This window comes from Streptomyces sp. NPDC090088 (genome assembly GCF_044747345.1).
In the GTDB taxonomy this organism is placed as follows: Bacteria; Actinomycetota; Actinomycetes; order Streptomycetales; family Streptomycetaceae; genus Streptomyces.
Map to the genome: position 1 here is coordinate 262,998 of NZ_JBIVDZ010000007.1, position 23,226 is coordinate 286,223.

21 protein-coding genes are annotated in these 23,226 nt (G+C 72.0%); 14 read left to right on the forward strand and 7 right to left on the reverse strand.

What is annotated here, in order from left to right:
• Positions 1-63: 63 nt before the first annotated feature.
• Positions 64-2,022 carry a Xaa-Pro dipeptidyl-peptidase gene (locus ACIPSJ_RS32175; protein WP_401351187.1) on the forward strand — a complete coding sequence of 653 codons (1,959 nt, stop codon included), beginning with the start codon at positions 64-66 and terminating at the stop codon, positions 2,020-2,022.
• A 7-nt stretch (positions 2,023-2,029) separates the two neighbouring features.
• On the opposite strand, the gene ACIPSJ_RS32180 is transcribed toward ACIPSJ_RS32175, so the two are convergent.
• Entirely contained in the window at positions 2,030-2,977 is a 948-nt protein-coding gene (locus ACIPSJ_RS32180; protein WP_359221732.1) for an FAD-dependent oxidoreductase, read from the reverse strand.
• Positions 2,978-3,042: 65 nt separating this feature from the next.
• Here ACIPSJ_RS32180 and ACIPSJ_RS32185 point away from each other — a divergent pair, with 65 nt between their 5' ends.
• From ACIPSJ_RS32185 to ACIPSJ_RS32195, 3 genes are all read left to right on the forward strand, one after another.
• On the forward strand, positions 3,043-4,065 hold the full coding sequence (locus tag ACIPSJ_RS32185; RefSeq protein ID WP_359221731.1) for an oxidoreductase: 1,023 nt from the start codon (positions 3,043-3,045) through the stop codon (positions 4,063-4,065).
• A gap of 56 nt (positions 4,066-4,121) precedes the next feature.
• Positions 4,122-5,762 carry an ABC-F family ATP-binding cassette domain-containing protein gene (locus ACIPSJ_RS32190; RefSeq protein ID WP_359221730.1) on the forward strand — a complete coding sequence of 547 codons (1,641 nt, stop codon included), beginning with the start codon at positions 4,122-4,124 and terminating at the stop codon, positions 5,760-5,762.
• A 63-nt stretch (positions 5,763-5,825) separates the two neighbouring features.
• Positions 5,826-6,329 carry a DUF1003 domain-containing protein gene (locus ACIPSJ_RS32195; RefSeq protein WP_401351189.1) on the forward strand — a complete coding sequence of 168 codons (504 nt, stop codon included), beginning with the start codon at positions 5,826-5,828 and terminating at the stop codon, positions 6,327-6,329.
• A gap of 90 nt (positions 6,330-6,419) precedes the next feature.
• On the opposite strand, the gene ACIPSJ_RS32200 is transcribed toward ACIPSJ_RS32195, so the two are convergent.
• The 3 genes from ACIPSJ_RS32200 to ACIPSJ_RS32210 all read right to left on the reverse strand — a co-directional run bounded on the left by ACIPSJ_RS32200 (position 6,420) and on the right by ACIPSJ_RS32210 (position 10,553).
• Positions 6,420-7,010, reverse strand: a complete 591-nt coding sequence (locus ACIPSJ_RS32200; protein WP_401351191.1) for a DinB family protein — start codon at positions 7,008-7,010, stop codon at positions 6,420-6,422.
• A gap of 137 nt (positions 7,011-7,147) precedes the next feature.
• Positions 7,148-9,538, reverse strand: a complete 2,391-nt coding sequence (locus tag ACIPSJ_RS32205) for a Tex family protein (RefSeq protein ID WP_401351193.1) — start codon at positions 9,536-9,538, stop codon at positions 7,148-7,150.
• 145 nt (positions 9,539-9,683) lie between these two features.
• A complete protein-coding gene (locus tag ACIPSJ_RS32210) occupies positions 9,684-10,553 on the reverse strand; it encodes a hypothetical protein (RefSeq protein ID WP_401351195.1) in 870 nt (289 codons plus the stop codon).
• A 137-nt stretch (positions 10,554-10,690) separates the two neighbouring features.
• Here ACIPSJ_RS32210 and ACIPSJ_RS32215 point away from each other — a divergent pair, with 137 nt between their 5' ends.
• Entirely contained in the window at positions 10,691-11,662 is a 972-nt protein-coding gene (locus ACIPSJ_RS32215; RefSeq protein WP_401351197.1) for a GlxA family transcriptional regulator, read from the forward strand.
• Positions 11,663-11,669: 7 nt separating this feature from the next.
• On the forward strand, positions 11,670-12,320 hold the full coding sequence (locus ACIPSJ_RS32220; RefSeq protein WP_359221722.1) for a DJ-1/PfpI family protein: 651 nt from the start codon (positions 11,670-11,672) through the stop codon (positions 12,318-12,320).
• Here ACIPSJ_RS32220 and ACIPSJ_RS32225 read toward each other — a convergent pair.
• On the reverse strand, positions 12,292-13,047 hold the full coding sequence (locus ACIPSJ_RS32225; protein ID WP_401351199.1) for an enoyl-CoA hydratase/isomerase family protein: 756 nt from the start codon (positions 13,045-13,047) through the stop codon (positions 12,292-12,294). The two genes, ACIPSJ_RS32220 and ACIPSJ_RS32225, sit on opposite strands and share 29 nt — an antisense overlap.
• Before the next feature lie 248 nt (positions 13,048-13,295).
• Here ACIPSJ_RS32225 and ACIPSJ_RS32230 point away from each other — a divergent pair, with 248 nt between their 5' ends.
• Positions 13,296-13,790: an ATP-binding protein gene (locus ACIPSJ_RS32230; protein WP_359221764.1), complete on the forward strand. Its 495-nt coding sequence runs from the start codon at positions 13,296-13,298 to the stop codon at positions 13,788-13,790.
• Positions 13,791-13,808: 18 nt separating this feature from the next.
• Here ACIPSJ_RS32230 and idi read toward each other — a convergent pair whose 3' ends face one another.
• Together idi and ACIPSJ_RS32240 are read right to left on the reverse strand one after the other, a co-directional pair.
• A complete protein-coding gene (idi, locus tag ACIPSJ_RS32235; RefSeq protein ID WP_359221720.1) occupies positions 13,809-14,402 on the reverse strand; it encodes an isopentenyl-diphosphate Delta-isomerase in 594 nt (197 codons plus the stop codon).
• Between the two features lie 204 nt (positions 14,403-14,606).
• The gene (locus tag ACIPSJ_RS32240; RefSeq protein ID WP_393659743.1) at positions 14,607-15,548 is read right to left on the reverse strand and encodes a cation diffusion facilitator family transporter; all 942 of its coding nucleotides are present in this window, start codon (positions 15,546-15,548) and stop codon (positions 14,607-14,609) included.
• 451 nt (positions 15,549-15,999) lie between these two features.
• Between ACIPSJ_RS32240 and ACIPSJ_RS32245 the strand changes: the two genes are divergently transcribed.
• The 7 genes from ACIPSJ_RS32245 (at position 16,000) to ACIPSJ_RS32275 (ending at position 23,036) form a co-directional block, all read left to right on the forward strand.
• On the forward strand, positions 16,000-17,757 hold the full coding sequence (locus tag ACIPSJ_RS32245) for a DUF5941 domain-containing protein (RefSeq protein ID WP_401351200.1): 1,758 nt from the start codon (positions 16,000-16,002) through the stop codon (positions 17,755-17,757).
• The gene (locus ACIPSJ_RS32250) at positions 17,754-18,506 is read left to right on the forward strand and encodes a phosphocholine cytidylyltransferase family protein (protein WP_359221716.1); all 753 of its coding nucleotides are present in this window, start codon (positions 17,754-17,756) and stop codon (positions 18,504-18,506) included. Before ACIPSJ_RS32245 ends, ACIPSJ_RS32250 begins: the two co-directional genes overlap by 4 nt.
• A complete protein-coding gene (locus tag ACIPSJ_RS32255; protein WP_401351202.1) occupies positions 18,494-19,555 on the forward strand; it encodes an iron-containing alcohol dehydrogenase family protein in 1,062 nt (353 codons plus the stop codon). Before ACIPSJ_RS32250 ends, ACIPSJ_RS32255 begins: the two co-directional genes overlap by 13 nt.
• A gap of 13 nt (positions 19,556-19,568) precedes the next feature.
• Positions 19,569-20,312, forward strand: coding sequence for a CDP-alcohol phosphatidyltransferase family protein (locus ACIPSJ_RS32260; protein ID WP_355714700.1), 744 nt, complete (start codon positions 19,569-19,571; stop codon positions 20,310-20,312).
• Positions 20,309-21,193 (forward strand): glycosyltransferase, encoded by an 885-nt coding sequence (locus tag ACIPSJ_RS32265; protein WP_355714703.1) that lies wholly within the window; start codon positions 20,309-20,311, stop codon positions 21,191-21,193. Before ACIPSJ_RS32260 ends, ACIPSJ_RS32265 begins: the two co-directional genes overlap by 4 nt.
• Before the next feature lie 141 nt (positions 21,194-21,334).
• A complete protein-coding gene (locus tag ACIPSJ_RS32270; RefSeq protein ID WP_401351203.1) occupies positions 21,335-22,264 on the forward strand; it encodes an ABC transporter permease in 930 nt (309 codons plus the stop codon).
• Positions 22,257-23,036, forward strand: a complete 780-nt coding sequence (locus ACIPSJ_RS32275) for an ABC transporter ATP-binding protein (RefSeq protein ID WP_401351205.1) — start codon at positions 22,257-22,259, stop codon at positions 23,034-23,036. The genes ACIPSJ_RS32270 and ACIPSJ_RS32275 overlap by 8 nt, the downstream gene beginning before the upstream one ends.
• Positions 23,037-23,226 lie beyond the last annotated feature (190 nt).

Below are 23,226 nucleotides of genomic sequence, written 5' to 3' on the forward strand. Positions count from 1 at the left end.
AGCTCCGCGTGTCCCTCAGGTGCCCTCTTCTGCACGGGAGTTGACCGGGGTAGCGTCCGCCGCATGCCGAAACGCACGCGCTTCACGATCTGGAGACCGCTCGTACTCGCCGCCGTCGCCACCCTGATGGCCGCGTTCCTCAGCCCGGCCGCGGCCCAGGCCGCCGGCGGCGCCCCACGCGAGAGCCGGCCCGTCTACTCGTACGCGAACGCCATCCGCGAGGCCGTCTGGGTGGACACCGGACTCGACTCCGACGGCGACGGGAAGACCGACCGGGTCGCCGCCGACATCGTCCGGCCTGCCGAACCCGCCGCGCAGGGCCGCAAGGTGCCCGTCATCATGGACGCCAGCCCCTACTACTCGTGCTGCGGCCGGGGCAACGAGAGCCAGCTCAAGACGTACGACGCCAACGGCGACGTCGTCCAGATGCCGCTGTTCTACGACAACTACTTCGTGCCCCGCGGCTACGCCTTCGTCGGCGTCGACCTGGCCGGCACCAACCGCTCCGACGGCTGCGTCGACGTCGGCGGCCGCTCCGACATCCAGTCCGCGAAGGCCGTCATCGACTGGTTGAACGGACGTGCGAAGGGGTACAGCAGCCGTACCGGAACCACCGCCGTCAAGGCGAGCTGGACCAACGGCAGAACCGGGATGATCGGCAAGAGCTGGGACGGCACCATCGCCAACGGCGTCGCCGCGACCGGCGTCAAGGGCCTGAAGACCATCGTCCCGATCAGCGCCATCTCCTCCTGGTACGACTACTACTTCGCCCAGGGCGCCCCGCTGTACGACTCCGGGCCGGACTGGCTGGCCGGCGCCGTGGAGAGCGACGCGGCCTACGCCAAGTGCGGTGCCGTACAGCAGAAACTGATCGACGGCGCCCCGCGCAACGGTGACTGGACCGGTCTGTGGACCGAGCGGGACTACGTCAAGAACGCGGCCAAGGTGAAGGCCAGCGTGTTCCTGGTGCACGGCATGCAGGACCTCAACGTCCGCACCAAGCACTTCGGCCAGTGGTGGAACGCCCTCGCCGAGCACGGCGTCGAGCGCAAGATCTGGCTCTCCCAGACCGGACACGTCGACCCCTTCGACTACCGGCGCGGCGCCTGGGTCGACACCCTGCACCGCTGGTTCGACCATGAACTCCTCGGCTACGACAACGGCATCGACCGCGAGCCGATGGCCGACATCGAGCGCCACCCCGACCAGTGGGTGACCTCCGCCGTCTGGCCGCCGAGCGGTACCCGGACCACCACCCTGCGCCCGGCCACCGGCACCGAGGCCGGCGTCGGCACCCTCGGTTCGCGCCGCGGCTCGGGCACCGAGACCTTCACCGACGACCCGAAGCAGAGCGAGACGGACTGGGCGGCCCAGCTCGCCACCCCGACCGCGGACAAGGCCGGCTTCCTCACCGCGCCGCTCACCCGCGACCTGCGCCTGTCCGGCTCCTCCAAGGTCACCGTCACCGCCACCCCGACCACCTCGACGGCCCACCTGACCGCCGTCCTGGTCGACCTGGGCCCGGACACCATCCGGGACTACGCGGACGACGCCGAGGGCATCACCACCCTCACCGACCGCACCTGCTGGGGCGCGAGCACGGCGGGCGACAGCGCCTGCTTCAAGAAGACCGTGGCCAAGACCAAGGCCGTCGACTACACCGTCTTCAGCCGCGGCTGGGCCGACCTCGGCACCTACGCCGACCCCGGCAAGGGCGTCCCGCTCACCCCGGGCAAGGCCTACACCATCACCCTCGACCTGGCCGCCACCGACCACGTCGTCCCCAAGGGCCACCGCCTGGCGCTGATCGTCGCGGGCACGGACAAGGACCTCATCGATCCGCCGTCCACCACCCCGACGCTCACCCTGGACCTGTCCCGTACGGCGGCCAGGGTCCCGCTGGTCGGCGGCGCCGCCGCGTTCGACCGGGCCACCTCCGGCAGCACCTGGACGGCTCCCCGGGCGCACACCCTGGACGGGGTCCGCACCCCGCGCACCGTCCAGCGCGTCCCGGTGAGCTGACCCTCCCTCAGGCGGCCGGGCCCGGACCCACCAGCCCGGCCGCCTCCCGGGCACACCCCCAGGCCACCGTGACGCCGGCCCCGCCGTGCCCGTAGTTGTGCACCAGCACCCCGCCGTCCGGCCGGACCTCACGCGCGATCCGGACCGCGTCCCGGACCGGCCGCAGCCCCACCCGGTGTTCCAGCACCCGCGCCCCGGCGATCTCCGGCCGCACCGCCGCACACCGCGCCACGATCCCCGCCGCGATGTCCGGATCCGGCTCCAGGGACCAGGCGTCCTCCTGTGCCGTACCCCCGAGCAGCAGACCGCCGGGCTGCGGGAAGAAGTAGGCGGAGGCGCCCCCCTCGTCCTCCTCCTCGGACGTGTACCAGGTGGTGATCCCCGGGTTCTCCACCACGACCAGCTGCCCGCGCACCGGACGCACCGCCGGATCCGGCACGAGCGAACGGGCCCCGAGCCCGGTGCAGTTGACCACGACCGCCGCGGGCACCTCGGCCAGCCCGCCCACCACCCGCTCCTCGACCGTCCCGCCCGCCTTGCCCAACCGCTCCCGCAGCCAGGCCAGATGGACCGGCATGTCGATCAACGGCAGCCGCGCCGACAGACCTTCCCCCGTCTCGGCCAGCCCCGGCACCCGGGCCGCCCACGGACCCAGCCCGTCCAGCCGCAGTCCGCCGTGTACGCCCTCGACCAGGCGTACGCCCGTCTCCGCCGGCCGGTCCGCCAGGTCCCCGTACACGGCGAGCGAGGTGAGCGCCCATTCCCCGGCCGCCGCCTCCGGCTCGATGCGGTACGGCCACCACAGCGCGCCGGCGACCGCCGAGGTCGTACGCCCGCCGGTCTCCCGCGCCCACACCCGCACCCGGCGCCCGGCCTCGGCCAGCACCACCGCCGTGGTCAGCCCGACGACCCCGGCGCCGACCACGATCACCTCGTCACTCCGGTCATCACCCATGCCGGGACGGTAGCGGAATATGTCATGCCGCGCTCAGATCGTCCCGCTCTGGGGATACTCACAGCATGTCTGCCGCATACGCGACCTTCGGCCTGGCCCCGGCGATGCGCGCCGGCGGTGTCCGCGCCGACGGCGGCTACCAGGTCCACCGGGACTTCGTGGACTTCCTCGTCGACGGACGTCCGCTGCTGTTCCAGCTCTCCGACCTGGACGCCGTCTCCCCCCTCGCCTCCGACGTCCCACCCGCGATCTTCACCGCCCAGGTCCGCAGCCTGTTACTGGAGTCCGACGCACCCCTGCCCGACGACCGGTACGTCATCTACGGCTGCCCCGAGTGCGAGGACCTGGCCTGCGGCGCGGTCACCGCGGTCATCGAACACGACGGCGACGACTACATCTGGCGGGACTTCGCCTGGCAGACCGCCGAACACGCCGACCTGGAGCTCAACGGCTACCACGGCATCGGCCCGTTCCGCTTCCGCGGTGCCGAGTACCGCGAGGCGCTCGGCGCCCTCCTGGCGGACTCCGGGCCCGCGCCCACCCGCCGGGTCCTGCTGATCGGCGCCCGCGTCGCCCTCCTCGCCAAGCTGGCCGCCGCCCTGCGCACCATCGGCATCGGCGCCGACATCACCCGCGACGCCGACGGCGTCCCCGCCGAGGAACTGCGCGACTACGGCGCCGTCGCCTTCGGCCCCACGGTCGGCGAGGCCGAGCGGGCCGCCGTCCGCGAGGCGTTCGCGCGGGCGGGCGTGGAGGTCACCTGTGTCGAGGGACTCGCCCCGATCGTCCCCCTCCTCGTCGCCCAGATCGAGCACGCCCTGGACCGCAGCCCGCTTCCGCAGCGCCGGCTGACCCGCCTGGACGCCGCCGACGGCACGGCCGGCGTCGAGGTCACCTCGCCCTGCCGGGTGCGGCTCACCGCGTACCGCCTCGACCGGCTCTCCCGGCCCCGCACCCAGGAGCTCTTCGACGGCGTCCTGGAACCCGGCAGCCACCGCATCCCCCTCGACGGCCGGGCGGTCAAGGGTGCCTCCTATGTCGTGGCCCGGACCTCCGGCAGCGTCCTGGTGCAGGCGATGGCGCGCTGACCGGGGCGAAACCGGGCTGAGGGCGCCCCGCCCGGCACACTAGGATCGGCGTTCTGATGACTGCCACCCTCGTCGCCAAGAACCTCGCCGCCGGGCACGGCGACCGCTCGCTCTTCTCCGGGCTCGACCTCGTCGTCGCGCCCGGAGACGTGATCGGTCTGGTCGGTGCCAACGGCGCGGGCAAGTCCACCCTGCTCCGGCTGCTCGCCGGGCTCACCGCCCCCGAGCAGGGCGAACTGCGGCTCTCCCCGCCGACCGCCACCGTCGGCCACCTGCCCCAGGAACCGGAACGGCGGCCGGGGGAGACCGTCCGCGCCTTCCTCGCCCGGCGCACCGGCGTCGCCGAGGCCCAGCGCGTGATGGACGAGGCGACCCAGGCCCTGGTCGACGGGGCACCCGGGGCCGACGACGCGTACGCCACCGCTCTGGAGCGCTGGCTCGACCTCGGCGGAGCCGACCTGGAGGAACGCGCCGAGGAGACCGCCGACTCCCTCGGCCTGGCCGTCGACCTGGACCAGCCGATGACCTCCCTCTCCGGCGGCCAGGCCGCCCGCGCCGGCCTCGCGTCCCTGCTGTTGTCCCGCTACGACGTCTTCCTCCTCGACGAGCCCACCAACGACCTCGACCTGGACGGCCTCGAACGCCTCGAACGGTTCGTGACCGGCCTGCGGGCCGGCACGGTCGTCGTCAGCCACGACCGCGAGTTCCTCACCCGCACGGTCACCAAGGTCCTCGAACTCGACCTCGCCCAGGGTCAGATCAACCTCTACGGCGGCGGCTACGAGGCCTACCTGGAGGAACGCGACGTGGCCCGCCGGCACGCCCGCGATGACTACGAGGAGTACGCCGACAAGCGCTCCGCCCTCCAGGACCGCGCACAGATGCAGCGCTCCTGGATGGACAAGGGCGTGAAGAACGCCCGGCGCAAGGCGTCCAACGACAACGACAAGATCGGCCGCAAGTTCCGCAGCGAGGCCAGCGAGAAGCAGGCCGCGAAGGCCCGCCAGACCCAGCGCATGATCGAGCGCCTGGACGTCGTCGAGGAACCCCGCAAGGAGTGGGAGCTGCGCATGGAGATCGCGGCGGCCCCGCGCTCCGGCGCCGTCGTCGCCACCCTGCGCGACGCCGAGGTCCGGCGCGGGGACTTCACCTTCGGGCCGGTCTCCCTCCAGATCGACTGGGCGGACCGGGTCGCGGTGACCGGCGCCAACGGCGCGGGCAAGTCCACCCTGCTCGCCGCCCTGCTGGGCCGGCTCCCGCTGGACGCCGGGCACGCGGCCCTCGGCCCCGGCGTACTGGTCGGCGAGGTCGACCAGGCCCGCAAGCTGTTCCACGGCACGGAATCCCTGCTGGACGCCTTCTGCGCGGCCGTACCGGACACCGAGCCGGTGGAAGTCCGCACCCTGCTGGCCAAGTTCGGCCTCAAACAGGACCACGTCCTCCGGTCCGCGACCACCCTCTCCCCGGGCGAACGCACCCGCGCCGCCCTCGCCCTCCTCCAGGGCCGCGGCGTCAACCTCCTCGTCCTGGACGAGCCGACCAACCACCTCGACCTGCCCGCCATCGAACAACTCGAGTCGGCCCTCGACGCCTACGAGGGCACCCTCCTCCTCGTCACCCACGACCGCCGCATGCTCGACGCCATCCACGTCACCCGCCGCCTGGAGGTAGCGGCCGGCAAGGTGACGGAACGCTGAGAACGCCCCGTGCCGCGCTCCCCGTACGCTTCGATCACCGTCGGACAACGGCAGGGAGGGACCATGGGCACACCGAAGCGCCCGGCCTTGCGGATCACGAACGAACAGGACATCCTCGCGCGGATGCGGGGGACCCAGGACCGGATCGCGGACGCCATCACCGCCTGGGCCGGGACCATGGGGTTCGTGTACCTGCACGCGCTCTGGTTCATGGTCTGGATCGTGTGCAACGAGGGCGTGTTCGGCGAGGGCGCGATCTGGGACCCGTACCCCTTCGGACTGCTCACCATGATCGTCAGCCTGGAGGCGATCTTCCTGTCCACCTTCGTGATGGTGAGCCAGAACCGCCAGGCCGCCCGCGAGAACGTCCGCGCCGACCTGGACTTCGAGACCAACGTGCGCTCGGAGGTGTGGTCCATCCACATGGGCCGTGCCCTCGGCGTCGACCCCGTCGAAGTGGAGCGGCGCGTCCAGGAACTGCTCGCGGAGAACCGCGCCCGGATGAACGGCACCCTGATGAACGGCACCGCGATGAACGGCACCGCCCAGCCGCCCGAAGGGAAGTGATCCGTCGGCCGACGCCGACCGCGTCGGCCCACCGTCATCCGACGGTGCCACGGACCGTCGCCGCGCGGAACGACTCGCCCCCGGCTTCGTTCACCGGCCGGGCCGCCCGGCTGCCGCGGCCGCCCGCTCCACCCGGTCCCGGTGCGCGGCCCAGGCCGCCGCGTCGCCGGGTGCCGTGTTGGCGCCGTTCGCCCGCTGCCCGGTCGCCCCGTCGACGAGTTCGCGCACGATGTCGGCGTGACCGGCGTGCCGTTGGGTCTCGGCGACCATGTGGGTGAGGACGCGGTGCAGGGTGATCTCCTTCGGCCGGTCACCGGGCAGCTGCCCGACCGCGTCCAGGGCCAGCGCACCGATCGTCTCGTCCGAGTGGGCGCAGGCCCGCCGGTACAGCCCGACCGTCTCCGCACGCGTCTCGTCCGCCCGCGCCCACAGATCCGCGTTGGGCTCCGCGTCCCCGGTGATCCACAGGGCGGTCCCGGCGAACGACCGCCCGAAGGTCGCCCCGAAGTACCAGGCCTCGGCACCGGCGAGATGTTTGACCAGGCCGAGCAGATTCGTACCCGTGGGAGTCAGCGGCCGTCGTATGTCGTACTCGGACAACCCCTCCAGCTTCCACAACAGCACGTCACGGGCGTCCTGGAGGTAGGTGTGGAGATCGGCCTTGAAGTCGGATCCAGTCATGGGCCCAGTCTCCGGACCCAAGGATCTTCGTCCACCCAATTAGGCGGCCAGGGGCCGACGCGCCCCGTCAGGGGCGTGGGGAACCGCGCGACCAGCCACAACGGTCCCGCGGCTCCCCACGACCCACGAAGGTACGGTCAGCGCTTCCCGTTCTTCGGATTCAGCAACCCGGCCCGGCGCAACGCGTCAGCCATCGCACTGTTGGCCGGAGCCGGCGCGGCCCCCTGACGAGAACCCCCGCCCCCGCCGCCGCCCTGGCGCTGCTGCTGCCGCTGCTGAGGCGGACGCCCACCGCCGCCCCGCTGCGGTCGGCGCTCACCGCCGGAGGCCGGCGGCGCCGCCTCGTCGTCCAGCCTCAGCGTCAGCGAGATCCGCTTGCGCGGGATGTCGATGTCGAGGACCTTCACCTTGACGATGTCACCCGGCTTCACGACGTCCCGCGGGTCCTTGACGAACGTCCTGGACATCGCGGAGACATGCACGAGGCCGTCCTGGTGCACACCGATGTCGACGAACGCGCCGAACGCCGCCACGTTGGTGACGACCCCCTCCAGGATCATCCCGGACGACAGGTCGGAGAGCTTCTCGACGCCCTCCTTGAAGGTGGCCGTCTTGAAGGCCGGACGCGGGTCGCGCCCCGGCTTCTCCAGTTCCTTGAGGATGTCGGTGACGGTCGGCAGACCGAACGTCTCGTCCACGAAGTCCGTCGGCCGCAACGAGCGCAGCACGCCCGTGTTGCCGACGAGCGCGGCCACCTCCTGCCCGGACGTCTTCACCATCCGCCGGACGACGGGGTACGCCTCCGGGTGGACGCTGGACGCGTCCAGCGGGTCCTCGCCGCCGCGGATGCGCAGGAAGCCCGCGCACTGCTCGTACGCCTTCGGGCCGAGCCGGGCCACGTTCTTCAGCTGGCCGCGGGAGGTGAACGGGCCGTTGGCGTCGCGGTGGGCCACGATGTTCTCGGCGAGCCCGGAGGTGATGCCGGAGACCCGGGCGAGCAGCGGAGCGGAGGCGGTGTTGACGTCGACCCCGACACCGTTCACACAGTCCTCGACCACCGCGTCCAGCGAGCGCGACAGCTTCACCTCGGACAGGTCGTGCTGGTACTGGCCGACACCGATCGACTTGGGGTCGATCTTCACCAGCTCGGCCAGCGGGTCCTGGAGCCGGCGCGCGATGGAGACCGCGCCGCGCAGCGACACGTCCATGTCGGGCAGCTCCTGGGAGGCGAACGCGGAGGCCGAGTACACGGAGGCGCCGGCCTCGGACACCATCACCTTGGTGAGCTTCAACTCCGGGTGCTTGGTGATGAGTTCACCGGCGAGCTTGTCGGTCTCGCGGGACGCCGTGCCGTTGCCGATCGCGACCAGGTCGACCGCGTGCTCCTTGGCGAGCCGGGCCAGCTTGGCGATCGCCTCGTCCCACTTGTTCGCCGGGACGTGCGGGTAGATGACGTCGGTGGCGACCACCTTGCCGGTCGCGTCGACCACGGCGACCTTCACGCCGGTGCGGAAACCCGGGTCCAGGCCCAGGGTCGCGCGGGTGCCGGCCGGGGCGGCGAGCAGCAGGTCGCGCAGGTTCGCCGCGAAGACGTTGACCGCCTCGTCCTCGGCGGCCGTGCGCAGCCGCAGCCGCAGGTCGATGCCGAGGTGGACGAGGATGCGGGTGCGCCAGGCCCAGCGGACCGTGTCCGACAGCCACTTGTCGGCGGGCCGCCCCCGGTCGGTGATCGCGAACCTGTGGGCGACGATGCCCTCGAACGAGGACGGGCCCTCCGTCGCCTCCTCCGGCTCCAGGGTGAGGTCGAGGACCTCCTCCTTCTCGCCGCGCAGCATCGCGAGGATGCGGTGCGAGGGCAGGTCGGTGAACGGCTCGGCGAACTCGAAGTAGTCGGCGAACTTCGCGCCCGCCTCCTCCTTGCCGTCCCGCACCTTCGCGGCGAGCCGGCCGCGCACCCACATGCGCTCACGCAGCTCGCCGATCAGGTCCGCGTCCTCCGAGAAGCGCTCGGTGAGGATCGCGCGGGCGCCGTCCAGGGCGGCCTGCGGATCGGCGACGCCCTTGTCGGCGTCCACGAACGCGGCGGCGGCCGCCAGCGGCTCCACCCCCGGATCCCCGAGCAGCCCCTCGGCCAGCGGCTCCAGGCCGGCCTCCCGCGCGATCTGGGCCTTGGTCCGCCGCTTCGGCTTGTACGGCAGGTAGATGTCCTCCAGGCGCGCCTTGGTCTCCGCGCCCCGGATCTGCGCCTCCAGCTCCTCGGTGAGCTTGCCCTGCTCGCGCACCGATTCCAGGATCGCCGTCCGCCGCTCCTCCAGCTCCCGCAGGTAGCGCAGCCGTTCCTCGAGCGTGCGCAGCTGCGCGTCGTCGAGCATCTCGGTCGCTTCCTTGCGGTAGCGGGCGATGAAGGGCACCGTCGAACCGCCGTCGAGCAGCTCCACGGCAGCCTTGACCTGCCGCTCCCGTACGCCGAGCTCCTCGGCGATCCTGCCTTCGATGGACCCTGGAACCAGGAACCCGGGTGTCGTCACGATCCCGTACCGCCTTCTCCACTGAGGTTGCGCGGCAATTGTGGCAGGTGACACCGACAACCGGGCCGCAGGGCGCCCCTCCACGACACGGACTCCCCGCAAACCCGCCCCGCCGCCGAACCGGCCCCCACGTCGAACGCCCCCGTCAGCCCTTTCCGATCAGGTCCGCGGGAAACGCTCCCGCGGCCACCGCCGCCCCCGTGAAACCGGCCGCCAGTTCGGTCAGCCGGGCCACGGCCTCGGGACCGAGGTGTTCGTAGGGGGCCCGGTCCAGGCGGTCGGTCTCCGCCTCGACGTGGGCCCGCAGGGCCACCCCCGCCCCGGTCGGCTCGCCGGCCGCGTCGAGGAGGCCGCGGTCTTGCAGTCGTCGTACCGCCGCGTCCCAGTCGTCCTGGTTCCAGCCGCGCGTGGCGAAGACCCACTTCGGGTTCATGCCCTTGCCGGTCGCCGTGTGGGTCACCACCGCCTCCAGGCCGTCGAGTCCGGCCGCGAGCAGCGCCGCGAGGTGGCCGTCGCCGCGGTGCTCGCGCAGCAGCGTGCCCGCGTACCAGTAGGCGAGGTGCGGCTGCTCCGGCACCGGCAGGTCCGCGTGGGCCGCGTACAGCGGGCGGCCCGAGCGGGAGCACGCCTCGGTGGCGCGCAGGGCGAGCCGCGCGGCCTCGGCCATGCCGTCGGAGACCACCGTGTCGGCGCCGAGCAGCCGTCGCAGCGACGCGTCGACCGCGCGCAGGCGCGCGGCGAGGACGTCCTGCGGGGCGGCGGTCTCCCAGACCGCCGGTACGTGCCGGGCCACCAGTTCGTACTTGTAGTTGTAGAACGTCGCCGTCACCGTGCCCGGCCCGACCGGCCCCAGCGCGGCCGCCCGTACCGCGAAGTTGACGGCCCGCGGGTGGGTGACCCCGAGCGCGGCCAGTTCCTCGGCCAGCTCGGGGCTGAAGAAGTGGGTCGCGTGCAGCGAGTTGAGCATGGTGTGGCAGCGGCGGCCGGCGCGCGGCTCCAGGGCGGCGGTAGTCATGGCGAGCACGTTACTGACTGGTCGGTACGTACTCCAGTGCTCGGCCCGTCGTGGCTGAGGTCATGCCGGAAGTCATGGCAGAAAAGGTGGGGAACTCGTCGTTGCGGCCATCGGGCGGGCCGCGAAGAATCGACGGCATGGCGCAGCGAACCGTCCTCGTCGTCCTCTTCGACGGCGTCCAGAGCCTCGACGTCACCGGCCCCGTGGAGGTGTTCACGGGCGCCGAGACCCAGACCCCGGGCAGCTACCGCGTCCGTACGGCCTCCCTGGACGGGGCCCCCGTACGCACCTCCAGCGGGCTCACCGTCGTACCGGACGCGGCCCTGGCCGAAGCGGCACCCGAGCCGCACACGCTGCTCGTCCCCGGCGGGCAGGGCACCCGGCGCCCCGACCCGGAACTGGTCGAGTGGCTGCGGGCACACGGGCCGCGCGCCGGACGGCTCGTCTCCGTCTGCACCGGCGCCATCCTGCTCGCCGACGCCGGGCTGCTCGACGGCCACCGGGCCACCACCCACTGGGCGTACTGCGACAAGCTCGCCCGTGACCACCCGGCCGTCGAGGTCGACCCCGACCCGATCTACGTCCGGGACGGGCGGCTCTCCACCTCGGCCGGCGTCACCTCGGGCATCGACCTGGCGCTCGCCCTCGTCGAGGAGGACCTGGGCCGGGCCGTCGCGCTCACCGTCGCCCGGCACCTGGTGGTGTTCCTGCGCAGGCCCGGTAACCAGGCCCAGTTCAGCGCCCAGCTCGCCGCCCAGACCGCGCGGCGCGAGCCGCTCCGGGAGGTCCAGCAGTGGATCACCGAGCACCCGGAGGACGACCTCGGCGTCGAGGCCCTGGCCGCCCGTGCCGCCCTCTCGCCCCGCCACTTCGCCCGCGCCTTCCAGGCCGAGACCGGGACGACGCCCGGCCGCTATGTCGACCGGGTCCGGCTGGAGCACGCCCGCCGGCTCCTGGAGGACACCGGCGACGGCGTCGCGGAGGTCTCCCGAGCCAGCGGCTACGGCACGCCCGAAGCGATGCGCCGCGCCTTTCTCAAGGCCCTGGGCGCGACCCCCGCCGAGTACCGGCGCAGGTTCCGCCCGGCCGCCGTCGGCCAACCCGGTTAGGAGAGCCATGCAGATCGCGATCGTCCTCTACGACCGCTTCACCGCCCTCGACGCGGTGGGGCCCTACGAGACCCTGGGCCGTCTCCCGGACGCCGAACTCGTCTTCGTCGCCGAGCGGGCCGGCCCCGTCCGCACCGACAGCGGCACCCTGGCGCTGACCGCCGAGAAGACCTTCGCCGAGGTGCCCAGCCCCGATGTCGTGGTCGTCCCAGGCGGCCCCGGCCAGACCCCGCAGATGGAGAACGAGGCTCTGCTGGGGTGGATCCGCGCCGCCGACGCCACCAGCACCTGGACCACCTCGGTGTGCACCGGCTCCCTGCTGCTCGCCGCCGCCGGGCTCCTCGACGGGCGCCGCGCGACCTCGCACTGGCTGGCCCTCGACGAGCTGCGGAGGCTGGGCGCCGAGCCGACGGGGGAGCGGGTCGTCCTCGACGGCAAGTACGTCACCGCGGCCGGTGTCTCCTCCGGCATCGACATGGGACTCACCCTGATCGGCCGGATCGCCGGGGACGCCGTCGCCCAGGCCGTACAGCTCGGCATCGAGTACGACCCGCAGCCGCCCTACGACGCGGGATCCCCCGAGAAGGCGCCCGCCGAGGTCGTCGGCCTGCTCCGCTCGATGAGCCGGTTCATCCTCGGCCGGGAACAGCCCAGCTGAACCGCGGCCGGCGGCGCTCCAGGAACGCGGCGACGCCCTCGGCGGTGTCGCCGCTGCCGCGCGCCTGCTCGCTCCAGTGGGCGTCCCGGTCGGTGCGGCCGTTCGCGAACTCCTTCGCGGCGGCCTGCGTCAGCTGGGAGCGCGCCACCAGGGTCCGGGTGAACTCGGCGACCCGCTTGTCCAGCTCGCCCTCGGGCAGCACCTCGTCGACCAGGCCGGTGCGCAGCGCCCGCTGAGCGTCGATCAACTCGCCCGAGAAGAGGAGGTACTTGGTGGTGGCGGGGCCGACGAGGGAGACCAGGCGCCGGGTGGAGGAGGCCGGGTAGACGATGCCGAGCTTGGCCGGCGTCACCCCGAACAGCGCGCCCTCCTCGGCGAACCGCAGATCGCAGGCGGCGGCGAGCTGGGAGCCGCCGCCGACACAGTGGCCGCGCACCGCCGCGAGCGTCGGCTTGGGGAACGCCGCGAGGGCCTCCTCGGCGGCGCCGGCGAGGTGCTGCGCCTCGGCGGGGGAGTCCCGGAGCGTGGAGATGTCGGCGCCGGCGCAGAAGGTGTCCCCCTCGCCGGTCAGCACGAGGGCCCGCACGGCGGGGTCGGCGGACAGCTCGTCGAGCAGGGGCGGGAGGGCTCGCCACATCGCCGCGGTCATCGCGTTGCGTTTGGCGGCGTTGCCCATGACCACGGTGGCAACGGCGTCTTCGACCCGGTGGGTGAGGCGAGGCTCCATGATGCGGGATGGTATCCGCGTCCCGGAGGGAGTTCCCCGCAGTCCGGGCAGGGTTGCAGTACAACCCGAATAGTTCGCGAAGTCGGCTTGTGCGGGGACAGGATCGGTCCCTCACGTGACCTTGTCATACGCCAACGGTCAGATCCGCTCGATAGTTGCTGACTTGTGTTCAGTCATCCGGAGCGGCGCGGGTCGTTACCAACACTCGACGTGTGGTGACAATCGAGCGCGAGGGTGGCGACCGGACGATGGAGAACCACGGGCGCGGGCACGACCCGCGTCCAGAGGCGGGCGGCGCGCCGCCGCCGGATCCGCTGCCGTACGAAGGAGTCTGGCGGTTCACCGCCGCCGCCGTGGACGCCTCGGTCCCGCAGGCGCGGCGCGCCGTACGGGACCTGCTCCAGCGCCAGGGCGTCCCGATCTCGGAGGACCTGGGGTACGGGCTGTTGCTGATCGTCTCGGAGCTGGTCACCAACGCGGTCAAGCACGCGGCGCTGCTGTCGCCGGTGCTCGCCGTCGAGGTCGCCGTCGGCGCCGAGTGGGTGCGGGTGTCGGTGGAGGACAACCACCCCTACCGTCCGACCGCCCTGGAGGCCGACCACGGCCAGCTCGGCGGCCGGGGGCTGCTGCTGGTCCGGGAGGTGGCCCGGGAGGCGGGCGGGGTCGTGGACGTGGAGCACACGTCGAGCGGCGGCAAGGTGATCTGGGCCGCCCTGCCGCTCAAACCCGCGGGGCTGCCCTGAGGGGCCGGGTGAGGATTCTCACCAGCCGGCGGACGCGCCCGTCAGCTCCCTGACCGCCGGACGGGCCGCGTCCAGCACGGTCATGAACCAGGAGGAGAAGGTGTCCCGGGCGTGCCGCTCGGTCAGCTCGGCGGCCGTCACGAAGGCGGTCGCCTCGACCTCCTCCGGGTCCGGCGCGAGCGGCGCCTGCACCATGCCGACGAACAGGTGGTTGAACTCCTGCTCGACCAGTCCGGAGGCCGGGTCCGGGTGGTTGTAGCGGACCGTGCCGGCCTCGGCGAGCAGCGAGGGGGAGACCCCCAGCTCCTCGAAGGTGCGGCGGGCCGCCGCCGCGAAGGGGGCCTCACCGGGGTAGGGGTGGCCGCAGCAGGTGTTGGACCACACACCGGGGGAGTGGTACTTGCCCAGTGCCCGCTGCTGGAGCAGCAGCCGGCCGTGTTCGTCGAAGAGGAAGACCGAGAACGCCCGGTGCAGCTGCCCGGGTGGCTGATGCGCGGCCAGCTTCTCCGCGGTACCGATGGTCACACCCTTCTCGTCGACGAGTTCAAGCAAAATCGCGTCCGCGGTGCCCTCCGACGTGCTGTGCGTCGCGGTGGCAGGTGTGATCGGCATACCCATCCTTCGCCTCGGTCTTCGCACCAAGTCTGCCGTACGAATCCGACACTCCCGGCACTTCCCGGCACGGGCACGCCGGAAGAGGGACCCGGTAGTTGATCGTGCCCTACGGGTACGAACGGGAACCGCTCGGGGGCCTCGAACACAAGGACGCCGGGGGAGTCCGGACCGATGCGTTCCGGGACGGCGGCCGCCGGGCCGTCAGTGGCAGAGCCGGGCCTCGTGCTCCGCGTGCCCGCTCGGCTCCAGCTGGAAGGTGCAGTGCTCCACGTCGAAGTGGTGACCGAGGCAGCCCTGTAGCTCGTGCAGCATCTTCTCGTGCCCGATGGCGTTCAGCACGTCCGGGCCGACCACCACGTGCGCCGACAGCACCGGCATCCCGGAGGTGATCGTCCAGGCGTGCAGATCGTGGACGTCCCGGACCCCGTCCAGCGCCAGGATGTGCGTCCGCACCTCCGCCATGTCGACGTCCTTGGGTGCCGACTCCAGCAGCACGTCGAGGGTCTCGCGCAGCAGCTTCAGCGTCCTCGGCACGATCATCAGGCCGATGACCAGGGAGGCGACCGGGTCGGCCGCCTGCCAGCCGGTGGTCAGGATCACCACCGCCGAGACCAGCACCGCCAGCGACCCCAGCGCGTCCGCCGCCACCTCCAGGAAGGCCCCGCGCACGTTCAGGCTCTCGGCCTGCCCGCGCACCAGCAGCGTGAGCGAGATCATGTTGGCGACCAGGCCGATCAGACCGAACACGATCATCAGGCCGCCCTCGGTGTCCGCGGGCGTGACGAACCGCTGGACCGCCTCGTACAGCACGTAGCCGCCGACCACGAGCAGCAGCAGGCAGTTGGCCAGGGCCGCCAGGATCTCGGCGCGGGCGAGGCCGAAGGTGCGGTGGGTGCTCGCCGGGCGGTTGGCGAAGTGGATCGCGAGGAGGGCCATGCCGAGGCCCAGCGCGTCGGTCGCCATGTGGGCCGCGTCCGCGATCAGCGCCAGCGAGTCGGCGAGCAGGCCGCCCGCGATCTCGACCACCATCACCCCGAGGGTGATGGCGAGCGCCACCCGCAGCCGTCCGCGGTACGCCGCCGCTGCCGTGCCGGTGGCCGGAGCGTGCGTGTGCGCGTGGCCGTGGTCGTGCCCTGCCCCCATGGGATACGCCTCCTCTGTTCCGCTCCGCCGTGCCGCCCGGGATCACAGTGAACTACGGGTGGGGGGTATCCGGCAACGCGGCACTGAACACCGTTGTCATATGTCCTGACCTGCGGAAACAAACCCCAGGTCAGGGTAGCCTCAGTTACCGGTCGTGAGCGGGCGGGGATTCCGGGTGGTCGGTCGGGGACGGTCGCGCGGCCCTCGTCCCGGTGTCCTCAATGCCCGTTCTGTGAGCGCGGTTTGTGGGCCGGGGCCCGGATCACGGATGATGATCTCGGCAAAGGCCGGGGCAGAGTGGGTCGACCGTGCCGTGAACGGCCGGTGAACAAGCAGTCCTCACCATCCGCTAACCTCTGCCGAATGCCGTCCGGGGGCCACCAGGCACAGCGCGCCCCACCACGCAGGAGAGACCGGCGCCCCACGCGCCGCACCCAGGGAGTGAGTTCGGTTGTCGACCGCCATCGTCACCGGTCAGCCGGTCCCCGGATCGTCACTGGAGAGCGATCTGCGGGCGCTCGGCTTCGAGGTGCTCGCGGCCTCCGACGCCACCGACACCGGAAACCTCCTCGCGGCCGTACCCGCCGACCGGCGCGTGGCCGTCGTCGACGCCCGCTTCGTCGGCCACCTGCACGCCCTGCGCCTCGGCCTCACCGACCCGCGCTTCCCGCTCGCCGCCATCCCCGGCGCCGTCACCGCCCAGCCGGCCGGCCGCCAGGCCCTGAGCCGGGCGCTGACCCGGGAGGCCGCCGCGGGCGGCTCCACCGACCTCGCCGTCGACGGTCTCGTCACCGCCCTGGACGCCGACGTCCACCGCCCCGAGCTGGGCAGTCTCGTCGCCGCCGTCCCCGCCGACCCGCAGGCCCGCAACGAGGCACGGCAGGCCGTCGCCGCCGTGGACGACGAGGCCGTACGCCTGAAGTCGGCCGTGAAGTCCCGCGACGGCTTCTTCACCACCTTCTTCATCAGCCCGTACTCCCGCTACCTCGCCCGCTGGTGCGCCCGGCGCGGACTGACCCCCAACCAGGTCACCACCGCCTCCCTGCTCACCGCGCTGATCGCGGCGGGCTGCGCGGCCACCGGCACCCGGATCGGCTTCGTCGCCGCGGGCGTCCTGCTGATCTGCTCGTTCGTCCTGGACTGCACCGACGGCCAGCTCGCCCGCTACTCCCTGCAGTACTCCACGCTCGGCGCCTGGCTGGACGCCACCTTCGACCGGGCCAAGGAGTACGCCTACTACGCCGGCCTCGCCCTCGGCGCGGCCCGCGGCGGCGACGACGTGTGGGCCCTCGCGCTCGGCGCGATGATCCTGCAGACCTGCCGGCACGTGGTCGACTTCTCCTTCAACGAGGCCAACCACGACGCCACCGCCAACACCAGCCCCACCGCCGCGCTCTCCGACCGGCTCGACAGCGTCGGCTGGACGGTCTGGGTGCGCCGGATGATAGTCCTGCCCATCGGCGAACGGTGGGCGCTGATAGCCGTGCTGACGGCGGCCACGACCCCGCGGATCACCTTCTGCGTACTGCTGGTCGGCTGCGCGCTCGCGGCCACGTACACGACGGCCGGGCGGGTGCTGCGGTCGCTGACCCGGAAGGCGAAGCGGACCGACCGGGCGGCGCAGGCGCTGGCGGACCTGGCCGACAACGGCCCCCTGGCCGGACTCGTCTCCCGTGCTCCCATCGGTTCCCCCCTTCTCGTGGCGCTCGCCGGAGTGGCGGTTCTCACCGTCTCCCTCTTCTCCGGTGTCACCTGGGCGCCGGTCGTGGGCGCCCTCGTCTACGCCCTCACCTCCGGCCTGGCCCTCGCCCGCCCGCTCAAGGGCGCCCTCGACTGGCTGGTCCCGCCCCTCTTCCGGGCCGCCGAGTACGGCACCGTCCTGGTCCTCGCAAGCAAAGCCGGGGTGAACGGAGCCCTTCCCGCGGCTTTCGGCCTGGTGGCCGTCGTCGCCTACCATCACTACGACACGGTGTACCGCATCCGCGGCGACGCCGGGGCGCCGCCGGCCTGGCTGGTACGCGCCATCGGGGGGCAGGAAGGGCGAACGCTCCTGGTCACCGTGGTGGCCGCGGCGCTCACCGCCACGCAGTTCAAGGTCGCGCTCACGGTCCTCGCCGTGCTCGTGGCCGGGCTGGTGCTCGTCGAGAGCATCCGCTTCTGGGTGTCCGCAGGGGCGCCCGCCGTACACGATGAAGGAGAACCCGCATGATCGGCCTCGTGCTGGCGGCCGGCGCCGGACGGCGTCTGCGCCCCTACACCGACAGCCTGCCCAAGGCGCTGGTGCCGGTGGGGCCCGCGGGTATAGAGGACTCGATCACCGTTCTCGACCTGACCCTCGGCAACTTCGCCGAGATCGGCCTGACCGAGGTCGCGATCATCGTCGGCTACCGCAAGGAGGCCGTCTACGAGCGCAAGGCGGCCCTGGAGCAGAAGTACGGCCTCACGCTCACCCTCATCGACAACGACAAGGCCGAGGAGTGGAACAACGCCTACTCCCTGTGGTGCGGCCGGGACGCCCTCAAGGACGGCGTGATCCTCGCCAACGGCGACACCGTGCACCCGGTCTCCGTCGAGAAGACGCTGCTCGCCGCCCGCGGTGACGGCAAGAAGATCATCCTCGCCCTCGACACGGTGAAGTCGCTGGCCGACGAGGAGATGAAGGTCGTCGTCGGCGACGGCCAGGGCATGACGAAGATCACCAAGCTGATGGACCCGGCCGAGGCGACCGGCGAGTACATCGGGGTCACCCTCATCGAGGGCGACGCGGCCCCCGAGCTCGCCGACGCGCTGAAGACGGTCTGGGAGACCGACCCGCAGCAGTTCTACGAGCACGGTTACCAGGAGCTGGTCAACCGCGGCTTCCGCATCGACGTCGCGTCCATCGGCGACGTCCGGTGGGTCGAGATCGACAACCACGACGATCTCGCCCGGGGACGGGAGATCGCGTGCCAGTACTGACCCGGCTGATCCCCTCGCCGGTCGTCGTCGACATCCGCCCGGGTGCCCTCGACGACCTCGCCGGCGTGCTCGCCGACGAACGCATCTCGCACTCCGGCCGGCTGGCCGTCGCCGTCAGCGGCGGCTCCGGCGCCAGGCTGCGCGAGCGCGTCTCGCCGAGCCTGCCCGGCGCCACCTGGTACGAGGTCGGCGGCGGCACCCTGGACGACGCGATCCGGCTGGCCGGCGACATCAGGGCCGGACGCTTCGACGCGGTCGTGGGCCTCGGCGGCGGCAAGATCATCGACTGCGCGAAGTTCGCGGCGGCCCGGGTGGGCCTGCCGCTGGTCGCGGTGCCGACGAACCTCGCCCACGACGGCCTGTGCTCGCCGGTCGCCACCCTCGACAACGACGCGGGCCGCGGCTCCTACGGCGTGCCGAACCCGATCGCGGTCGTCATCGACCTCGACGTCATCCGGGAGGCCCCGGCGCGCTTCGTGCGCTCGGGCATCGGCGACGCCGTCTCCAACATCTCGGCGATCGCGGACTGGGAGCTGTCCCACCGCGTCACCGGCGAGAAGATCGACGGACTGGCGGCCGCCATGGCCCGGCAGGCCGGCGAGGCGGTGCTGCGCCACCCCGGCGGCATCGGGGAGAACGACTTCCTCCAGGTGCTCGCCGAGGCGCTGGTGCTCAGCGGTATCGCCATGTCGGTGTCGGGCGACTCCCGCCCGTCCTCCGGCGCCTGCCACGAGATCAACCACGCCTTCGACCTGCTGTTCCCGAGGCGTGCCGCCAGCCATGGCGAGCAGTGCGGACTCGGCGCGGCCTTCGCGATGTACCTGCGCGGAGCCCACGAGGAGTCCGCGTACATGGCCGATGTGCTGCGCCGGCACGGACTGCCGGTGCTGCCGGAGGAGATCGGCTTCACCGTGGAGGAGTTCGTCCGGGTCGTCGAGTACGCCCCGGAGACCCGTCCCGGCCGCTACACCATCCTCGAACACCTCGACCTCAAGACCCACCAGATCAAGGACTTCTACGTCGACTATGTCAAGGCCATCGGTAGCTGAACTCCGTCCGGTCGTGCACCCCGCTGGGGTCAAGGACCGGCGCAGCGGTGAGCACTGGATGGGGCGCCTCTACATGCGTGAGGTGTCCCTGCGGGTAGACCGCTACCTGGTGAACACCAGGGTCACGCCCAACCAGCTCACGTACCTGATGACCCTCTTCGGTGTCCTCGCCTGCCCGGCGCTGCTGGTGCCGGGCGTCTGGGGCGCCGTCCTCGGCGTGGTGTGCGTCCAGATGTACCTGCTCCTGGACTGCGTCGACGGCGAGGTCGCGCGCTGGAAGCAGCAGTACTCCCTCGGCGGGGTCTACCTCGACCGGGTCGGGGCGTACCTCACCGACGCGGCCGTCCTGGTCGGGCTCGGGCTGCGCGCCGCCGACCTGTTCGGCAGCGGTCGTATCGACTGGCTGTGGGCCTTCCTCGGCACCCTGGCCGCGCTCGGCGCGATCCTGATCAAGGCCGAGACCGACCTGGTCGGCGTGGCCCGGCACCAGGCCGGGCTGCCCGTGGTCAAGGAGGCCGCCGCCGAGATGCGCTCCTCCGGGATGGCGCTGGCCCGCCGGGCCGCCGCCCTGTTCCGGTTCCACCGGCTGATCCTCGGCATCGAGGCCTCGCTGCTGATCCTGCTGCTCGCCGTCGCCGACCACTTCCACGGCGACCTCTTCTGGACCCGCCTCGGCACCGCCGTGCTCGCCGGGATCGCGCTGCTGCAGACCCTGTTGCACCTGGTCTCCGTCCTCGCGTCGAGCAGGCTGCGGTGAGCGCCGGGCTGAAGGTCGGCGCGGTCGTCATCACCATGGGCAACCGCCCGGACGAACTGCGCGCCCTCCTCGACTCGGTCGCCAAGCAGGACGGCGAGCGGGTCCAGGTGGTCGTCGTCGGCAACGGCTCGCCGGTCCCGGAGGTGCCGGACGGCGTCCGCACCCTGGAGCTGCCCGAGAACCTCGGGATCCCCGGCGGTCGCAACGTCGGCATAGAGGCCTTCGGCCCCAGCGGCCGCGATGTCGACATACTGCTCTTCCTCGACGACGACGGTCTGCTCCCCGAGCACGACACCGCCGAACTGTGCCGCGAGGCCTTCGACGCCGACCCGAGGCTCGGCATCGTCAGCTTCCGCATCGCCGACCCGGAGACCGGCGTCACCCAGCGCCGGCACGTGCCGCGGCTGCGGGCCTCCGACCCGATGCGCTCCTCCCGGGTCACCACCTTTCTCGGCGGCGCCAACGCCGTCCGCACCCAGGTCCTCGCCGAGGTCGGCGGCCTGCCGGACGAGTTCTTCTACGCCCACGAGGAGACCGACCTGGCCTGGCGGGCGCTGGACGCCGGCTGGATGATCGACTACCGCTCCGACATGGTGCTGTACCACCCCACCACCGCCCCCTCCCGGCACGCGGTCTACCACCGGATGGTCGCCCGCAACCGGGTCTGGCTGGCCCGCCGCAACCTGCCCGCCCCGCTGGTCCCGGTCTACCTCGGCGTGTGGATGCTGCTCACCCTGCTGCGCCGCCCCTCCCGCCCGGCCCTGCACGCCTGGTTCGCCGGCTTCCGGGAGGGCTGGACCACCCCCTGCGGACCCCGCCGCCCGATGCGCTGGCGGACCGTGTGGAAGCTCACGCGACTGGGCCGTCCCCCGGTGATCTGACAAGCTCGAAGGTGTGCGCCGTCCGCGTGCGTGGCACGCGGACGCCCCCTGGACCGTGTCCGATGGCGGATACCTGTCGCGTCCAGTAGCACAATTCAGTAAGACGAACGTAAGACGATTCTGAGGACAAGGCTCCGACCCTTGAGTGAGACAACGCATGACGGCGGGATCGCGGTGACCGCGGTGCCGTCGCCCGACGAGGGCCTCACGGCGGCGCAGCTCGCCGCCCAGTACGGGCTCGCGGTGAGCGGCGCCCGGCCCTCGCTCGTCGAGTACGTACGCCAGCTCTGGGGACGCCGGCACTTCGTCCTCGCCTTCTCGCAGGCGAAACTCACGGCCCAGTACAGCCAGGCCAAGCTCGGCCAGCTCTGGCAGGTGGCCACCCCGCTGCTGAACGCGGCCGTGTACTACTTCATCTTCGGCGTCATCCTGCACGCCAGCCGCGGTATGTCGCAGGACATCTACATCCCGTTCCTGGTCACCGGCGTGTTCACCTTCACGTTCACCCAGAGCTCGATCATGACGGGTGTGCGCGCGATCTCCGGCAACCTCGGTCTGGTGCGCGCGCTGCACTTCCCGCGCGCCGCGCTGCCCGTCTCCTTCGCGCTCCAGCAGCTCCAGCAGCTGCTGTTCTCGATGATCGTCATGGTCGCCGTGGTGGTCGGCTTCGGCAGCCGTCCGGGCCTGTCCTGGGTGCTGGTCGTCCCGGTCCTGTTCCTGCTGTTCCTCTTCAACACCGGGCTGGCCCTGATCGTGGCCCGGCTGGGCGCCAAGACGCCGGACCTCGCGCAGCTGCTGCCGTTCGTGCTGCGGACCTGGATGTACATGTCCGGCGTGATGTTCTCGATCAGCAAGATGATGGAGGGCCGCCCGGAGTGGGCGCGCACGCTCCTCCAGGTCAACCCCGCCACCGTCTTCATGGACCTGATGCGGTTCGCCCTGATCGACGGCTACGGCGCCTCGAACCTCCCGCCGCACGTCTGGGCCGTCGCCCTGTCCTGGGCCGTGGTCGTGTTCGTGGGCGGGTTCGTGTACTTCTGGAAGGCTGAGGAGCGGTACGGCCGTGGCTGAGCAGACCATCGGGGAGCGGATCCCCACCGTCATCGCGGAGGACGTGCACATCGTCTACCGCGTCAACGGCGCCAAGAGCGGCAAGGGCAGCGCGACCTCCGCCCTCAGCCGGATCGTCAAGCGCGGCGACGACCGCGGGGTGCGCAAGGTGCACGCGGTGCGCGGGGTCTCCTTCGTCGCCTACCGCGGCGAGGCCATCGGCCTGATCGGCTCCAACGGCTCCGGCAAGTCCACGCTGCTGCGGGCCATCGCCGGCCTGCTGCCGGCCGAGAAGGGCCGGGTCTACACCAACGGCCAGCCCTCGCTGCTCGGCGTCAACGCGGCCCTGATGAACGACCTCACCGGCGAGCGGAACGTCATCCTCGGCGGGCTCGCCATGGGCATGACCCGCGAGGAGATCAAGGACCGCTACGAGGAGATCGTCGAGTTCTCCGGCATCAACGACAAGGGCGACTTCATCACCCTGCCGATGCGCACCTACTCCTCCGGCATGGCGGCCCGGCTGCGCTTCTCCATCGCCGCCGCCAAGGACCACGACGTCCTCATGATCGACGAGGCGCTGGCCACCGGAGACGCGGCCTTCCGCAAGCGCTCCGAGGAACGGATCCGCCAGCTGCGGGAGCACGCCGGCACGGTCTTCCTGGTCAGCCACAACAACAAGTCGATCCGCGACACCTGCGACCGGGTCCTGTGGCTGGAGCGCGGTGAACTGAGCATGGACGGCCCGACCGAAGAGGTGCTCAAGGAGTACGAGAAGTTCACCGGCAAGTAGTCCGCCACGCCCAGGGCCCCGCCGGAACCTTTCCGGCGGGGCCCGGCGTCTGCAAAGGAAACGTCAACTCCGGCTCGCCTTAGGAATCTTGACGCCAATCGGTGTGTTGTTGTGATCTGCGGGACACCCCGACGAACCTCGATGCGTTGTACAACGTAAGCTGTACCGGTCCCGGAAAGCGGCAAGTGGG

Bases quoted from the DNA above. Each gene is read 5' to 3' on its own strand.
- ACIPSJ_RS32175 (WP_401351187.1), top strand. From the start codon at position 64: ATGCCGAAACGCACGCGCTTCACGATCTGGAGACCGCTCGTACTCGCC.
- ACIPSJ_RS32180 (WP_359221732.1), bottom strand. From the start codon at position 2,977: ATGGGTGATGACCGGAGTGACGAGGTGATCGTGGTCGGCGCCGGGGTC.
- ACIPSJ_RS32185 (WP_359221731.1), top strand. From the start codon at position 3,043: ATGTCTGCCGCATACGCGACCTTCGGCCTGGCCCCGGCGATGCGCGCC.
- ACIPSJ_RS32190 (WP_359221730.1), top strand. From the start codon at position 4,122: ATGACTGCCACCCTCGTCGCCAAGAACCTCGCCGCCGGGCACGGCGAC.
- ACIPSJ_RS32195 (WP_401351189.1), top strand. From the start codon at position 5,826: ATGGGCACACCGAAGCGCCCGGCCTTGCGGATCACGAACGAACAGGAC.
- ACIPSJ_RS32200 (WP_401351191.1), bottom strand. From the start codon at position 7,010: ATGACTGGATCCGACTTCAAGGCCGATCTCCACACCTACCTCCAGGAC.
- ACIPSJ_RS32210 (WP_401351195.1), bottom strand. From the start codon at position 10,553: ATGACTACCGCCGCCCTGGAGCCGCGCGCCGGCCGCCGCTGCCACACC.
- ACIPSJ_RS32215 (WP_401351197.1), top strand. From the start codon at position 10,691: ATGGCGCAGCGAACCGTCCTCGTCGTCCTCTTCGACGGCGTCCAGAGC.
- ACIPSJ_RS32220 (WP_359221722.1), top strand. From the start codon at position 11,670: ATGCAGATCGCGATCGTCCTCTACGACCGCTTCACCGCCCTCGACGCG.
- ACIPSJ_RS32225 (WP_401351199.1), bottom strand. From the start codon at position 13,047: ATGGAGCCTCGCCTCACCCACCGGGTCGAAGACGCCGTTGCCACCGTG.
- ACIPSJ_RS32230 (WP_359221764.1), top strand. From the start codon at position 13,296: ATGGAGAACCACGGGCGCGGGCACGACCCGCGTCCAGAGGCGGGCGGC.
- idi (WP_359221720.1), bottom strand. From the start codon at position 14,402: ATGCCGATCACACCTGCCACCGCGACGCACAGCACGTCGGAGGGCACC.
- ACIPSJ_RS32240 (WP_393659743.1), bottom strand. From the start codon at position 15,548: ATGGGGGCAGGGCACGACCACGGCCACGCGCACACGCACGCTCCGGCC.
- ACIPSJ_RS32250 (WP_359221716.1), top strand. From the start codon at position 17,754: ATGATCGGCCTCGTGCTGGCGGCCGGCGCCGGACGGCGTCTGCGCCCC.